19 protein-coding genes are annotated in these 13,581 nt (G+C 49.2%); 8 read left to right on the top strand and 11 right to left on the bottom strand.

The window, feature by feature from the left end; genetic code table 11:
* Positions 1–150 precede the first annotated feature (150 nt).
* Complete coding sequence (fbp, locus tag O71_RS07740; RefSeq protein WP_007655100.1) at positions 151–1,176, bottom strand: class 1 fructose-bisphosphatase; 1,026 nt, start codon at positions 1,174–1,176, stop codon at positions 151–153.
* Between the two features lie 92 nt (positions 1,177–1,268).
* Here fbp and O71_RS27145 point away from each other — a divergent pair, with 92 nt between their 5' ends.
* The 3 genes from O71_RS27145 to O71_RS07730 all read left to right on the top strand — a co-directional run bounded on the left by O71_RS27145 (position 1,269) and on the right by O71_RS07730 (position 3,375).
* Positions 1,269–1,625, top strand: a complete 357-nt coding sequence (locus tag O71_RS27145; protein ID WP_369750894.1) for a hypothetical protein — start codon at positions 1,269–1,271, stop codon at positions 1,623–1,625.
* The gene (locus O71_RS07735) at positions 1,556–2,533 is read left to right on the top strand and encodes an aspartate kinase (protein ID WP_007655096.1); all 978 of its coding nucleotides are present in this window, start codon (positions 1,556–1,558) and stop codon (positions 2,531–2,533) included. The genes O71_RS27145 and O71_RS07735 overlap by 70 nt, the downstream gene beginning before the upstream one ends.
* Before the next feature lie 68 nt (positions 2,534–2,601).
* A complete protein-coding gene (locus O71_RS07730; RefSeq protein WP_007655094.1) occupies positions 2,602–3,375 on the top strand; it encodes an enoyl-CoA hydratase-related protein in 774 nt (257 codons plus the stop codon).
* Between the two features lie 128 nt (positions 3,376–3,503).
* Here the strand turns inward: O71_RS07730 and O71_RS23785 are convergent, their stop codons facing one another.
* The gene (locus O71_RS23785; protein WP_155800697.1) at positions 3,504–3,692 is read right to left on the bottom strand and encodes a hypothetical protein; all 189 of its coding nucleotides are present in this window, start codon (positions 3,690–3,692) and stop codon (positions 3,504–3,506) included.
* A gap of 150 nt (positions 3,693–3,842) precedes the next feature.
* Here O71_RS23785 and O71_RS07725 point away from each other — a divergent pair, with 150 nt between their 5' ends.
* On the top strand, positions 3,843–4,307 hold the full coding sequence (locus O71_RS07725) for a Fur family transcriptional regulator (RefSeq protein ID WP_007655092.1): 465 nt from the start codon (positions 3,843–3,845) through the stop codon (positions 4,305–4,307).
* 31 nt (positions 4,308–4,338) lie between these two features.
* On the top strand, positions 4,339–4,968 hold the full coding sequence (locus O71_RS07720; protein ID WP_007655085.1) for a peroxiredoxin: 630 nt from the start codon (positions 4,339–4,341) through the stop codon (positions 4,966–4,968).
* A gap of 64 nt (positions 4,969–5,032) precedes the next feature.
* Here the strand turns inward: O71_RS07720 and O71_RS07715 are convergent, their stop codons facing one another.
* Together O71_RS07715 and O71_RS07710 are read right to left on the bottom strand one after the other, a co-directional pair.
* Positions 5,033–5,653, bottom strand: coding sequence for an HAD family hydrolase (locus O71_RS07715; RefSeq protein ID WP_007655084.1), 621 nt, complete (start codon positions 5,651–5,653; stop codon positions 5,033–5,035).
* A gap of 172 nt (positions 5,654–5,825) precedes the next feature.
* The gene (locus O71_RS07710) at positions 5,826–6,719 is read right to left on the bottom strand and encodes a ClpXP adapter SpxH family protein (protein ID WP_237717762.1); all 894 of its coding nucleotides are present in this window, start codon (positions 6,717–6,719) and stop codon (positions 5,826–5,828) included.
* A 137-nt stretch (positions 6,720–6,856) separates the two neighbouring features.
* Here O71_RS07710 and O71_RS07705 point away from each other — a divergent pair, with 137 nt between their 5' ends.
* A complete protein-coding gene (locus O71_RS07705) occupies positions 6,857–7,171 on the top strand; it encodes a helix-turn-helix domain-containing protein (protein ID WP_007655082.1) in 315 nt (104 codons plus the stop codon).
* 4 nt (positions 7,172–7,175) lie between these two features.
* On the opposite strand, the gene crcB is transcribed toward O71_RS07705, so the two are convergent.
* The 6 genes from crcB to O71_RS07675 form a co-directional block, all read right to left on the bottom strand.
* Positions 7,176–7,547 (bottom strand): fluoride efflux transporter CrcB, encoded by a 372-nt coding sequence (crcB, locus tag O71_RS07700; protein WP_007655081.1) that lies wholly within the window; start codon positions 7,545–7,547, stop codon positions 7,176–7,178.
* A gap of 40 nt (positions 7,548–7,587) precedes the next feature.
* Entirely contained in the window at positions 7,588–8,214 is a 627-nt protein-coding gene (locus O71_RS07695; protein WP_007655079.1) for a bifunctional 2-polyprenyl-6-hydroxyphenol methylase/3-demethylubiquinol 3-O-methyltransferase UbiG, read from the bottom strand.
* 107 nt (positions 8,215–8,321) lie between these two features.
* Entirely contained in the window at positions 8,322–8,693 is a 372-nt protein-coding gene (locus tag O71_RS07690; RefSeq protein WP_237717761.1) for a GNAT family N-acetyltransferase, read from the bottom strand.
* Between the two features lie 8 nt (positions 8,694–8,701).
* Complete coding sequence (locus tag O71_RS07685) at positions 8,702–9,346, bottom strand: trimeric intracellular cation channel family protein (RefSeq protein WP_007655077.1); 645 nt, start codon at positions 9,344–9,346, stop codon at positions 8,702–8,704.
* Between the two features lie 132 nt (positions 9,347–9,478).
* Positions 9,479–10,090, bottom strand: a complete 612-nt coding sequence (locus tag O71_RS07680; RefSeq protein ID WP_007655075.1) for a hypothetical protein — start codon at positions 10,088–10,090, stop codon at positions 9,479–9,481.
* Between the two features lie 97 nt (positions 10,091–10,187).
* On the bottom strand, positions 10,188–10,688 hold the full coding sequence (locus O71_RS07675; RefSeq protein WP_007655073.1) for a hypothetical protein: 501 nt from the start codon (positions 10,686–10,688) through the stop codon (positions 10,188–10,190).
* Between the two features lie 184 nt (positions 10,689–10,872).
* Here O71_RS07675 and O71_RS07670 point away from each other — a divergent pair, with 184 nt between their 5' ends.
* Positions 10,873–11,388 (top strand): hypothetical protein, encoded by a 516-nt coding sequence (locus O71_RS07670; protein WP_007655072.1) that lies wholly within the window; start codon positions 10,873–10,875, stop codon positions 11,386–11,388.
* A gap of 17 nt (positions 11,389–11,405) precedes the next feature.
* Here the strand turns inward: O71_RS07670 and O71_RS07665 are convergent, their stop codons facing one another.
* Positions 11,406–12,860 (bottom strand): tyrosine-type recombinase/integrase, encoded by a 1,455-nt coding sequence (locus O71_RS07665; RefSeq protein ID WP_040573976.1) that lies wholly within the window; start codon positions 12,858–12,860, stop codon positions 11,406–11,408.
* A gap of 106 nt (positions 12,861–12,966) precedes the next feature.
* Between O71_RS07665 and O71_RS23780 the strand changes: the two genes are divergently transcribed.
* A complete protein-coding gene (locus O71_RS23780; RefSeq protein ID WP_155800695.1) occupies positions 12,967–13,122 on the top strand; it encodes a hypothetical protein in 156 nt (51 codons plus the stop codon).
* The last annotated feature ends 459 nt before the right edge of the window (positions 13,123–13,581 follow it).

Below are 13,581 nucleotides of genomic sequence, written 5' to 3'. Positions count from 1 at the left end.
GCATATACTTTACCGCATCGATGTGGAGGAACGTAAAGTAAAACAGGCTATGCTCGCGGCCTCCGAAGATGAAGTAGCCGAAAACATAGCCCGTTTGATTGTGGAGCGGGAGCTGCTTAAAGCGCAGATCCGCTTCCGCTATAGTCAGAATTAGTTAGCTGTTACCGCTTCAGTTTTTTTTACCTCCGCTTTCATAAACTCCTCCACCTTGTCCACCATTTCGGCAGATCCGATGATCAGTGGAGAGCGCTGGTGCAGCTCAGTTGGCTCCATCTCCATGATGCGGCCTTTACCGTTAGAAGCTTTGCCACCTGCCTGCTCTGCAATGAAAGCCAGGGCGTTGCACTCGTACAGCAGGCGTAACTTGCCATTAGGCGCTTTTGCTGTAGAAGGATAAATGTATACTCCGCCCTTGATCAGGTTACGGTGGAAGTCAGACACCAGCGAACCGATGTAGCGGCCTGAATAACCATTTTCTTTGCAATAGCTCAGGTAGTTTTTGATGCCTTCCGGAAAGCTGTTGTAGCCACCCTCGTTGCAAGAGTAGATCGTGCCTGTTTTTGGGGTGCACATGTTTGGGTGCGACAGGAAAAACTCACCCAACGATGGCTCATACGTAAAGCCGTTCACGCCATGACCTGTCGTGTATACCAGCATCGTAGACGAGCCATACACTACATAGCCAGCTGCGATCTGGTGTGTGCCGTTCTGCATGCAGTCTTCCATTGTACCTTCTGTGCCTACCTCAGACACACGGCGGTAAATCGAGAAGATGGTACCGATAGACACGTTCACGTCGATGTTGGAAGAGCCGTCCAACGGGTCGATGGCCACAATATACTTGCCTTTGAGGTTGCCTGTATGAATGATTTCGTCCTCTTCTTCTGAAATGATCGCACACACCTCGCCTCCGTTACGAAGGGCGCGTATGAAGCGGATGTTGGCGATCACGTCGAGTTTCTGTTGTTCTTCTCCCTGCACATTCTGCTGACCGTAGGCACCTGTCACATCGATCAGGCCGGCACGGTTAATTTCACGGTTCACAATCTTGGCTGCCAGGGCGATGTCGCGTAGCAACTGCGAAAGTTCTCCGGTCGCAAAAGGGAAGTCCTCCTGCTTTCTCATGATAAACCTGTCAAGCGTGGTGCCGACAGGAAGCGCTAGTTTGTCATTCATTATGGTGAAATTTAAATATATAGCTACAAAAATATGATATTTTGAAACATAACCGAAGGATACTTACATTTACGCAGCAATAGTCTCAATTGATGAAAGTATTTAAGTTTGGTGGCGCTTCTGTAAAAGATGCCGTTGCACTGCAAAATCTGGCTCACATTGTATCTGCGCAGGGCGGCGAAAAAGAACTGCTTCTGGTCGTGTCCGCTATGGGCAAAACGACCAATGCCCTGGAACAGGTATATGGCCTGGCCGCTGCGGGGCAGGACTTCCATGACGCGCTGCACCAGAGCCGCCAATACCATCTATCTATTGTTCATGAGCTTTTTCCGAACCGGGAACACCTGTATACGAACGACTCGAACATCTGTTCGCTCAATTGCAGCAGGTACTGCAGTCTGCCAAAGGCCAGTCAGCCTCTGATTACGACAAAGGCTATGACCAGGTAGTGAGTTTTGGCGAGCTAATATCTTCTGTTATAGTACATTATTTTTTGCAGGAACAAGGTATAGCCAGCACCTGGGTGGACAGCCGGAAATATATTCAGACAGACAACACCTGGCGTGAAGCCCGCGTGGACTGGCCTTGGACGGAGCGCGTGATCAAGCGTGATTTGCCAGGTATACTGGCGCAACAAATTATCGTGACGCAGGGCTTCCTGGGCGGCACCAACAACGGCCTCACCACTACCCTTGGCCGCGAGGGATCCGACTTCAGCGGTGCTATCTTTGCTTACTGCCTCGATGCAGCAGGACTTTATATCTGGAAAGACGTAGCCGGTCTACTCAACGCTGATCCAAAGCGCTTTGCGAATACCGTGCGCTACCGCGAGTTGGACTACCAGGAGACAGTCGAAATGGCATACTACGGTGCTTCCGTGATTCACCCGAAGACGATCAAGCCACTGGCCAATAAGTCAATCCCGCTTTACGTGAAGTCTTTTCTGGACCCCACAGCGGAAGGTACCAAGATCTGCGATTGCCGTTTCGAGAAACTGGCTCCGGCATTTATTGTGAAAGACGACCAGTGCCTTGTGTCGTTCAGCGCCAAGGATTTTACTTTTATCAGCGAGAAAAACCTGGGCACTATTTTCAATGCCCTTTCGGAGCTGCGCCTCAAGATCAACCTGATGCAGAACTCGGCCATTTCGTTTTCAATCTGTACTGATTATAACGAAGAGCGTCTGCAGAAGCTTTTGGACACATTGAAAGATCAATTCACGATCCATTATAACATCGGGCTGCAGCTCTTTACGGTCAAGAATTACGACAACGATAGTATACAGGAAATTACCAAAGGCAAGGAGGTACTGTTAGAACAGCGCACCCGTACGACGTTCCAGGTAGTGTGCAGGTAACTTCTCCCTGCCCTTTTCCCGATTTCCTTAAAAGCCGTAACTTAGTCCGAAACTAATACGACTAAACTATGGAATTTATACTTGTTACCCCCCAGGCCCGTCCACACGTGGCCCTTATCCAGCTGAACCGCCCCAAAGAACTCAATGCCCTGAACCTGCAACTGATGGGCGAACTGCGCGATGCCCTGAAAGAACTGGACGATAACGACGACGTGCGTGCCATCATCATTACAGGAAACGAACGTGCTTTTGCCGCCGGCGCTGACATCAAGCAGATGGCTGGTAAAACGGCGATCGACATGCTCAACATCGACCAGTTCTCCACCTGGGATCAGATTCGCAAAACCAAGAAACCCATCATTGCGGCAGTATCCGGTTTTGCACTGGGTGGTGGCTGCGAACTGGCCATGACCTGCGACATGATCGTGGCTTCGGAAACAGCGCAGTTCGGTCAGCCGGAAATTAAGATCGGCGTAATGCCAGGTGCAGGCGGCACACAGCGTCTGACCAAAGCCATCGGCAAAGCCAAAGCCATGGAAATGGTACTGACCGGCAAGTTCATGAGTGCCGACGAAGCTGAGAAGCATGGCTTAATCAACCGTGTGGTGCCGGTGGAGCTATACCTGGAAGAAGCCTTTAAACTAGCCGGAGAAGTTGCCCAGATGTCGCCGGTAGCCGCTAAGCTGGCTAAGGAATCCGTGAACCGCTCTTTTGAAACCAACCTCGACGAAGGTCTGCACTTCGAGCGCAAGAACTTTTACCTCTGCTTTGCCTCCGAAGATCAAACCGAAGGCATGAACGCTTTTGTAGAGAAGCGCAAGCCCGAGTTTAAGGGACGGTAATTTAAGTTTAGGAGTTTAGAAGTTTGAGAGTTTAGGATCTAAACTCCACTTGTCATTTCGAACGCAGTGAGAAATCTGATAAAGCATCGGTACACTTCAGATTTCTCACTGCGTTCGAAATGAAAATTTCATTGCCCTCGCTCGCGTCCTGGAAGGATGAGTGATTTAGTGGCGTACCGGCGGTACAAACACCAGTAGCAGAGTCCGCTATACAGCTCACACTCGCGGGACGCGAGCGAGGGCACAACAGGTATAGCCAGCACACGATTCGGACAGTCGCGACCTGTACCTACAAGTACCTGATAATTAACACTCATGCAATTCTCAAACTCCTCAACTCCCAAACTTCTTTAACTCTCAAAGTTCCCCCATTCACAAACAACTTTTAACTGTTCACTTTTAATTCTTAAAGAGAAGCTATACCTTTGCGGAACTATTCCTAGTTAAGAATCATTCTTATCTGCAGTATGCAACACCTGACCCGAGACGAAATACGACAAAGCCTGATTGAGTGCGGCCTGAAGGCCACGCACCAGCGCATTGTTGTGCTCGAAGCGGTAACAGAGTTGCACGGGTCACATCCGACGGCAGAGGATATTTTTCAGCGGCTACGACCGGCTAACCCGACAATCTCGCTGGGCACGGTTTATAAAACACTGGACACCTTTACCGAAACAGGTATGTTGCGACGGGTGGTGTCAGAACAGGGCAGCAAGCGTTACGACTCCAATACGATGACGCACAGCCACATCTACTGCAGCAAGACCAAGGAGATAGTCGATTTTGAGGATGAGGAGTTAGAACAGTTACTGCTCAAATTCTTCAGTGAGCGAAAGCTGGAGAACTTCGAAATCAAAGGTTTTTCGGTGCAGCTGACAGGCTGTAAGGTGGAACCCGACAAAAAGATAAGCATTACACGAGTACCTAAATAGATTATTTCAAAACCCAATAAAACAAAACAAAATGGCAGTATTAGTAGGTAAAAAAGCACCTTCTTTCAAAGCTACAGCAGTAGTTAACGGCGAGTTCGTAGAAGACTTCTCTCTTGACCAGTACATCGGTAAGAAGCACGTTGTTTTCTATTTCTACCCAATGGACTTCACTTTCGTTTGCCCTACCGAGATCATCGCGTTCCAGGACAGAATGGAAGAGTTCGAGCGTAAGAACGTAGCCGTAGTTGGTTGCTCTACCGACACGCATTTTTCACACTTCGCATGGTTGAACACACCACGCAACCAGGGTGGTATCGAGGGTGTTGAGTACCCGCTGGTAGCTGACGCTGCTAAGACGATCGCTCAGAACTTCGACGTGCTGGCTGGTCACTACGACTACAACGAAGAAGGCGAAGCTATCTTCGTAGGCGAGCCGGTTGCTTACCGCGGTCTGTTCCTGATCGACAAAGAAGGTGTTGTTCGTCACCAGGTGGTAAACGACCTTCCGCTTGGCCGTTCTATCGACGAGGCCCTGCGTATGGTAGATGCCCTGCAGTATTTTGAGCAGAAAGGTGAAGTTTGCCCAGCCAACTGGTCTGAAGGCAAAGAAGCCATGAGCGCTACAAAAGAAGGCGTATCTAACTACCTTGCAAAGCACTAAGCTTTAAATAACCTGATTATAGAAAAGCCCTGGCAGTAGCCGGGGCTTTTTGTTTTGGAGCAGGTCAAAGGCGCACAAGTTTTCCATCATCTTTCACAAGCCAGGCCCGATCAGCCTCGTCCAGTATATTTTCTTTATTATCGGAATAGGCTTCCACAATTCTGTAAGGCTTCCCATTGAAGTGCTTATCCAGTCGCTTGATCTTTTCTTCGTCCTTGCAGGCTTTCCCCTCCACTATATAGGTTTCTCCGTTATACCTGGTTTGTGTTCCGAAGAAAAGATCAACCGGGTATAGCTCGAACAATGGCTTCACGTATACCTCCAATGCTCCGGTGGCGCAGATGACCTGAATACCTTCCTTCTTGTACCTGTCCAGTTTGGCTTTTATCTCTTCATTGAACTCGTCGGGAAACTCTTGTTGCCAGAACTCACGGGCGTACTGCTCTACCTGTTTGGGAGGGATATTGTCGAGGTAGTTGAAGAAGTTTTCTTTGAACTCCGTCATCCGGATCTGGTGCAGCTTGAGAAGCACTTTGTAATAGATCATCTGGAAATAATAGGCCAGTTTGTGCGGCTTCTTCTTGCTGATGAACTTGAAGAACTCTTCTTTGGAGCTCTTGTTATAGAAGGTGCCGTTCAGGTCGAAAACCACGACTTTTATCTCGTTTTGCTCTTTTTCTGTCATACTAAGGTGAGTTTATACCTGCCGGGGCAGGTATGGGGTTTACGGAAAACGAACAGGCAGGGCTATACCTTTTGCTGGAACGGCCTAAGTAGTGAAGGTATACCTACTCTAGTAAAACACGAAGCCCCGGCAAGTGCCAGGGCTGTGGGGTTCATACCTGGACAAAACCAGCTTACAGTTTCATCCACAAAGCGCCATTCTTAGAAGCGTACTTCCCGATCTTGCCTGCTGCGTGTAGCTCCTGCAGATGTGCTTCAGCCTCCGTAGTTTTCATACCTGCGACCACGGCATACTCCCTGGTTGTAAGGGTGCTATACTTACCAAAGAGTGAGGTATAGACCTTATCGTATTCCTGCTTTTTTGCTTTGGGATGTAGCTGAAGCAACGCCTGTTCGTAGTACTCGTAAGGGCGGGAGCCGTACACCAGAATGCGGTTGTCCTCTGCATCAGTCACAAAGATGGTTGGAAAGCCTCTCACCCCCAGCTGACGCGCCAGCGCCAGATCCTTTTGAAACAGCGCGACTGCCTTGCCCTCAGAATCAGCTTTAAACTGCACCACATTCAGACCAGCTTGCTCAGCTGCAAGCACCAGGTTTTCCCATCGGGCGATGTTCTTCTTTTCCAGAAAAACCATCTCCTTAATTCTTCTTAAAAACTTGCCGGCTTTTTCTTGACTTTGCAGTTGGGCCGCTTTGAAGGCGATGGAAGGTGGATAAGACGATGGCAGCGGGTCTTCCAGCCACAGGTCACCGTCTATAGGCATTTCATAGTGAGCACCGGCTTCTTCCCAGTGTCTGGCTACACTCTTCGGTCCGTTCACGTCGCGACCGCCGTAGGTTTCCCAACTCTGCAACAAACCTCCCATGCGGTACTCTACTTCAAAGTAGGCCCCATATTCCAGTGCCATTTTCTTCAGTTGCGGATCGATGCCCCAGCACGAGGAGCAGATCGGGTCGGTGAAGTACAGCAGTTTGATCGGTTTCCTGGTCGCCGCAATATTTGTATCTTCTGAGTTTTCTCGTGTCACCGGAATTTCACAAATGCCGGTTTCTATATCACAATGCATCGGTTTTGTCTCCATGGTCTATCCATTTTCGTTAAACTTTGTAAATGCAGGCCTGTTAGCCTTATCTACCAGTCCTGATTTAACTACCTTTACAAAGGTCAGCCTATAATTCAGAAGAGTCAATTAGTCAAGAAAACATGACTACCAACAATTTACCACAGGAGGAGGCGAGCTGCCCTGCCGAAAACATTTTAAAGCAGTTGTCGGGTAAGTGGAAGCCACAGATTTTCAGACTGGCTCTGGATGAGCCGGTGCGCTTTAACAGGCTGCTGCGCCAGCTGCCAGGCTCTAACAAGCAGTCGGTGGCTACGGCACTGAAAGAAATGGAGGAAGCGGATATTCTGGTGAAAACCGTGGTACAGGAAAAGCCACTGCATATCGAGTATACCCTGTCGGAAAGAGGAACGGCGATGGTATCGGTCTTCAGAAGTATGGAAGGCCTGCTAGGTTAGTCTGCTACAACAACTTGACCAGGCCTATACCTGCAAAGGTAGCCAGCAATCCCAGTAGCACACTTGCCAGAATATACGCTATCGCATGCCCGTACTGCGCTGCCTGCAGCATGTGAACAGACTCCAGTGAAAAAGCGGAGAAAGTAGTAAAACCACCCAACACGCCAGTCACCAGGAAAAGGCGCCACTCAGGACCCACCGAGCTTTTGGAAAGCAGCGCAAAGAGTAATCCCATCAAAAAGCAGCCAACCAGGTTTACGGCCAGGGTCCCAAACGGAAAAGCAATGGTAGCACGGGTTTGAACAAACAGGGTGAGCAGGTAGCGTAGTATGCCCCCAATAAAACTCCCTGCTCCTATGGCTAAAAGTATTTTCATGTATCGATGACAGGTTCTGAGTGTATAAAAGTAGGGTTTTCTATACCTTCTGCAAAAGGAGAGTCAGGATACGTGGTATACCTGTGCGGTCGCCGTCGTCAAAATATTCGTTCAGATCGATCAGCTTCAAGCCATGCTTTTTTGCGATCTGCGTAAACTCCGATATGTGGTGGGTATAGCATGCCACCTCCTGCCGCCCTTCATCTGTGCCGAAGCGGGCCCTGGTGCCGGTGTATTGCTTGAAAGGATGCAGTTCGCCGATGTAGACATAGCCTCCAGGCTTAAGGGCAGCTGCCGTTTGCTCGAAGATAAAATCCAGTTTTAAGATATGTTCCAGCACAAGGCTGAAAGTAACAAGGTCGTATACCTGCGTGGCGAATTGCCAGGGCTGAGTGATATCGGCTTGTTGGAACACAACCTTGTTGGAGCTCACTTTCTTTCGGGCCCGTTCCAGCATTTCAGAGGATAGATCCACTGCCGTAACGTGCATGGCCTTGCGCACCAGCCACTCCGTATTTTTGCCTGTGCCGCAGCCTATTTCAAGGCATGCCTCAAAGAGCACATCAGCCAGTGTAGCCCGTAAGCCCACGGCCTCCAGATCGCGGGTTCGGTTCTTGTTGGTGTCGTACTGCGCGGCCCAACTGTTGTAGGCTTGTTCTACGTTCATAGGTCTTTCAGCATCCAGATGTTGCAGGCGTAGTGGCCCGAGTTACCCAAGGCATGTGCGATGGGCCTGAAGCCTGCTTTCTCATACATAGATACGGCTTTGGCCAGTTAGGGGAAAGATTCCAGGTATAGCTGGGTATAGCCAAGCTCCCGTGCGGCTGCTATACTTTGCTGCATGAGTCGGTTACCAATGCCCTTCCCTCTGGCTTCGGCGGCGAGGTAAAACTTCACCAGCTCGGCACAGCCCGCTGGCAGGCCCTCGGTAGGGTATACGCCGCAGCCACCGATGATGACGCCATTTTCTTCTGCCACAAAGTAGGCGCTGCCGGGTTGCTGAAACAGTTCGTACAAGGCGTCGGTGGTCGGGTCAGTATACACCGTGCCGGGCTTGTCGATCTTAAACTCACGGAAAACCTTTCGGATCAAAGTGGCCAGCAGCGCATTGTCGGATGGCTGAATGGGGCGAATAGTAAGGGACATGCTTGGTATTAAGGTTTATCGGGTTCGTTTCTGTCCTCGTCTTTTACAGGGCTCATCACCGGCAAATGGATCTTAAACTTCTCGGCTACTACACGCACCAGTATCACAACCGATGCAGCCATCAGTTCAGTTACGCTCGTGGAAAGGTTGAGCTGAGTGCACAGGAAATAAACAAGTCCACCCGCCACACAGGCCAGCGCATAGATGTTTCGACGCAGTAAAAGCGGCACTTCGTTTAACAGCACATCCCGGATCAAACCTCCAACAGAGCCTGTGATGGTGCCCATTACGATCGCCACCCAGAACGGCAGTTGCGCATCCAGGCTTTTGCTGATGCCCACCACCGTGAACAACCCCAGTCCGATGGCGTCGAAGAGAAACAGGGTTCCTGCCAGTCTGAAAATTCTGTCTTGAAACAGCAAAGCCGCCAAAAGGGCGATGCCAGTTGTGAGGAAATACATACCGTCCAGCATCCAGAAAGGCGTCACACCCAGCAGCAAATCACGGGTGGTGCCTCCGCCAATAGCTGTGACCAAACCGATGATGTACGCCCCGAACCAGTCGATGTTCTTACCCGAAGCCAGCCTGATGCCGCTTATGGCAAAGGCGAAAGTTCCGGTGAGGTCGATGGCGGTGATAAAGAGTCCTTCCAAGGGAGTTGGGGTTGAGTGGAGTAAGATTGTTATCTTTTTATAAATAGTATTTTTGGCAGGTAACGTCTCGTGTATACCTTGTGAGAGGCCATCAGCCGAAGCATAGTGTATAAACTTTGTTGCACGTCGCTTTTATTCATCCCAGTTAGGCCTTTTATAACCGATTATATTCTCTGTCTTTGATTCTTTTAATAGTTCTTCATACTCAGTACTATTAATAGCTTTGATTTCTTTGAGCCAGCTTAGGTGACCTTGCTTTACCTCGTAAGGTGTATCTGTGTCAAAACTTGTGTATTTATTTTTATAATGAAGTCGCATAGCATTGTGAATCGCCTCGATGAAAGAGGATACTGATTCTTTATCGGGCTTCACTGCTAATAATTCCAAAGCCTTTTGACCACCCGTCAAGTAGATAACATCTTTGTTTCTACTATAAAAAGACATAACAGTCATAATTGAAAAGAATCCCAAAGCTCCAACCCAAAACAGTTGCTGCGAAAATGGCTCTTTATCGATGATAGAACTTATTATCAGTCCAATGTAAAGTAAGTCGAATACTAAAAAGATGTAAAAAGGAATGTTTGCTGATTTAACCCTCTTTTTGATTATATCAAAACCAAGTTCTTCAAACCTGATTCTGTACTCAAGGTCTTCCCTAATATCCTTTGTTTTTATGAGCAAACCATCATCCTCAATGGTAACTTCTTTTTTAGAAGCCCAACTTTTTTGAATTAATTGTATCATCTTACTCTTCTTGAAATGTCGTGCAACGGTCTCGGACAGGCAACGGGTGAGGCATTAGCCGAACATGGTGCCTGTGCTGTGTTGGCAGATTTAATTTTTAGTAAGCTTCCAGAAATTCATCCAGCACGTCTTCATCGTCAAAATTCAGGACAGCTTGAGCCACTTTTATTTGTCCTTTTGATGCTGCTAAAGCAGACAAAGCCGCTGCTGTAAATGCTAAGTCCCAATCTTTGTTTTTACAGTTCTCTATAAGTTCAGGTATAGCCTTTAATGAATTAAGGTAATCTTCTTGGAGTTCTTTAGGTAGTTGTGGATTCTCCTTATGCCTTTGAACTTCAATGACGGCTATCAGTCCTAGTAAACTTGAATTAACCATACCTTTCTCTCTGGCTATTCTGATAAGATGTGGTACAGCAAAATAGGACGCTAAGCCAACATCTCCTTGATGGTGAAGCTCGTCCCAAAGCTCTACAAGTATATCATCAACTTCTTCTGAGCTATTTGTCTCTTCCAATCTTCTTAGAGCAATGGAAGCGTCATAAGGTGTTCTATATCCACCTTCAAGCTCTTTCCATTTTGGGTCGTTTAGTTGAATCATTCTATTAATTCTTATACCTGCCAACAATCATTGGAAGGAGACGTCCTGTTGGTTTTGTAGGGATTGATGTCTTCTTCGGGTAGTTATCCGTGCTTGTTTTTCCTTTTTTTGTAGTTACTGTGTGGAATTTCTATTTTTATTGAGGGAAAAACAAGCTGCTCGTTGGGTTATTTTCTCCTTCTAAATGGCGGCTTTAGCCACGGGCCATACTGTTGATACGGGTATCGGCAATGTGGTCCGGGGCGGCAGGCTTTTTTTAGACATTTCATCACTGGCTTCTTTTATTAGCTTAAATGCCTGCACAAGAGCCACCTGTCCGAAGTTGGCTCACTTGACTTTGTCCTTTCCCAAGGCTAACTTCGCCCCTCAAAGTCTTGCATGGGACGCCCCCGTCCGAAAGCGCTGGCTTTCTCCCGGCAACGCCGCCGCAAGACTTGCCGGCCTAAACTCCATTTATGCCTTTGGCTCTTCTGCAGGCATTCCCTTTTTTATAGCCTGTGATTCCTCCCCGCCGGTAAAGCCTGAAAGCTTCGCCATTTTAAAATTTGAAAATAATCCCAATGACGGATTTAACTATAGTATATACGACAACATACGCTTATCTGCACTATGTGCGCAGTTGCTACAGCGCGCATTCGCGCTCATTTGCTTGCTGGATCTGTTACTTGTGGCTGTGGTGCGCATGAGTCTATATCGTTAAGCTAATATAGGTGATTGCTAGAGATTATCCAACGGGCTGACAATTTTATCCAGCGCATGGGTGGTGATGTGGGTGTAGATCTCGGTGGTCTTGCTGCTCCGATGTCCCAGCAGCACCTGGATATACCTTAAATCTGTTCCTTGCTCCAGCAGGTGAGTGGCAAAAGAATGGCGCAGGGTATGTGGCGTGGCGGGTGCTTTCACGCCCGCCTTCTCCTTGCTGGCTCTAAACACGCTGCGGATGCTCTCCACCGTATATTGCCCGCCCGTCTGCCCCTCAAAGAGCCACACCTTAGGCCTGTACTGTTTGTAATAGGCCCGAAGACTTTCAAGCAGCTTTTGGGAGAGCAGCGTGGTGCGGTCTTTTTTGCCTTTGCCCCCACGGATCAGCAGCAGGTTACGTTCTGACTGCACGTCCGTCAGCTTCAGTTTGATCACCTCGCCAATGCGCAGGCCTCCCGCGTATAGCAGCTGCAGCATGCAGCGGTGCTTGAGGTTCTCGGTCACGGAGAGGATTTTCAGCACGTCCTGCTTACTGAGTACCTGGGGCAGGCGTTCAGGCTTTTCGGGCCGCTCCACCTGGCCCAGCTGCACCTCGTGCCGCAGCAGCACGCGCTGGTAGTAGAACTTCACCGCGTTGATCGACTGGTTCACAAACGACACGGAATAGGTGCCGGCCTGCACCATCTGGCGGTGGTAGTGGTTAATGGCCTCTTCTGAAAAGGCGTGTATGCCCTCCAGCCCGCTGGCCTTGTGCGCGTTCAGAAAGCGCAGGAGCAGGCTGTGATAGGTGCGGATGGTACTGAGGCTGTAATTCAGCAGAAACAGCTTCTCCACGTAGGGAAGCGGGCAGGCAATATAGCCGTCGTCCTTTAGGTAGCATTGTTCCCAGAGCCGGGCCTGCAGGGCCATGTCCTTTACCTGCATGGTCTGCGCCAGCCACACCTGGGCTACCCCCTCCAGCTCCGATAGAAGCCTGTGGAGACTATTGCTTTCGGTGCTGATGGCAAAGCACTGCATGTCTTGCAGCCACCTGGCCACTTTGCTTTGCTTCAGGCAGGTATAGATTTCCTTGTTGTAAAGATAACTGAGCTGTACATACGGCCTGCCCTGGTGTTCCAGGGGCTGCAGGCGCACGACGGGACGTGCAGGCGCCTTTTCCAGTGGTTCTGCCACATGCCTGTCCTGCTGCAGTATAACGGCTCCTTCCGCCGGGCGCAGGCGCCTGGGCCTATATAAATACCGTGTATCAACTTTGGCCAGCCCCTGGAAGTGCTGGTGTGTCATCTCGATGGCCTGGCTGCTGCGGTGCATCACAAAGCACTTGTAGGTCCTGCTGTACTTGATCCAACCAGCCTCCTTCAGTCGTTTGGAGAGGAAGGGGTTGGGCTTGTGCCAGATGCGGATAATAGCTTTGCCCGCGTGCTCCAGCGGGTTCAGGTACAAAATAGGTTTTTGATCGGGATAAGCCATGGCAAATGAGATAGTTACTGAAGGCAAAAGTAAAACCTTTCTAAACCGTAGCCGTGTTATTACGCGAGTATACACGGATATACGCGAGTACAAACGCGGGTAAGTTATGAGCCAAGCCAGAACATGCACTCAGTGCGGAACAGCCATCGTGGGCAGAAGCGATAAGCGCTACTGCTCTACTCCTGCCGCCACCTGGCCAACAACACAGTCAAACTACAGAACCAACACGAACGCAGGATTCTCCAAACTAATGCCGCGCTAAGAAAGAACCGCAGCATCCTCAAGCAACTCAGTCCGCAGGGTAAGACCACCCTCCCACGCCAGTACCTGGAGCTGGCAGGCTTTGATTTCCGATACCTGACACAGGTTTATCGCACCCAGAAGGGAAACACTTACCATCTCTGCTATGACTATGGATATATGCTCCTGCCTGAGGAGAAGGTATTGATCGTGAATTGGCAGCCCTACATGGATGTGGGTCGGTGATAGCGCTGTCGGTATGTCAACTGGGGTGTGCTTTTTGGCTGCAACATGGTTATAGCTGAGGCGACACACGCATTTAGGTACGTTAAGTAAAGCGGTTCTTGTTGGCACAACCATTCTTGTTTCCTGTTGCCGTTTCTCACTATCTCCTATAGGGGAAAGCCATAACCCCTGATACAATTAGTAGAATAGACTTTTTTCTAGGATAAGCAAATTGCTAGCACGGTAATAAGAGTAA

The organism is Pontibacter sp. BAB1700 (assembly GCF_000277005.1).
Classification (GTDB): Bacteria; Bacteroidota; Bacteroidia; order Cytophagales; family Hymenobacteraceae; genus Pontibacter; species Pontibacter lucknowensis.
The sequence above is the reverse complement of the archived record's forward strand: the minus strand, read 5'-3'. Positions and strand labels throughout refer to the sequence as shown.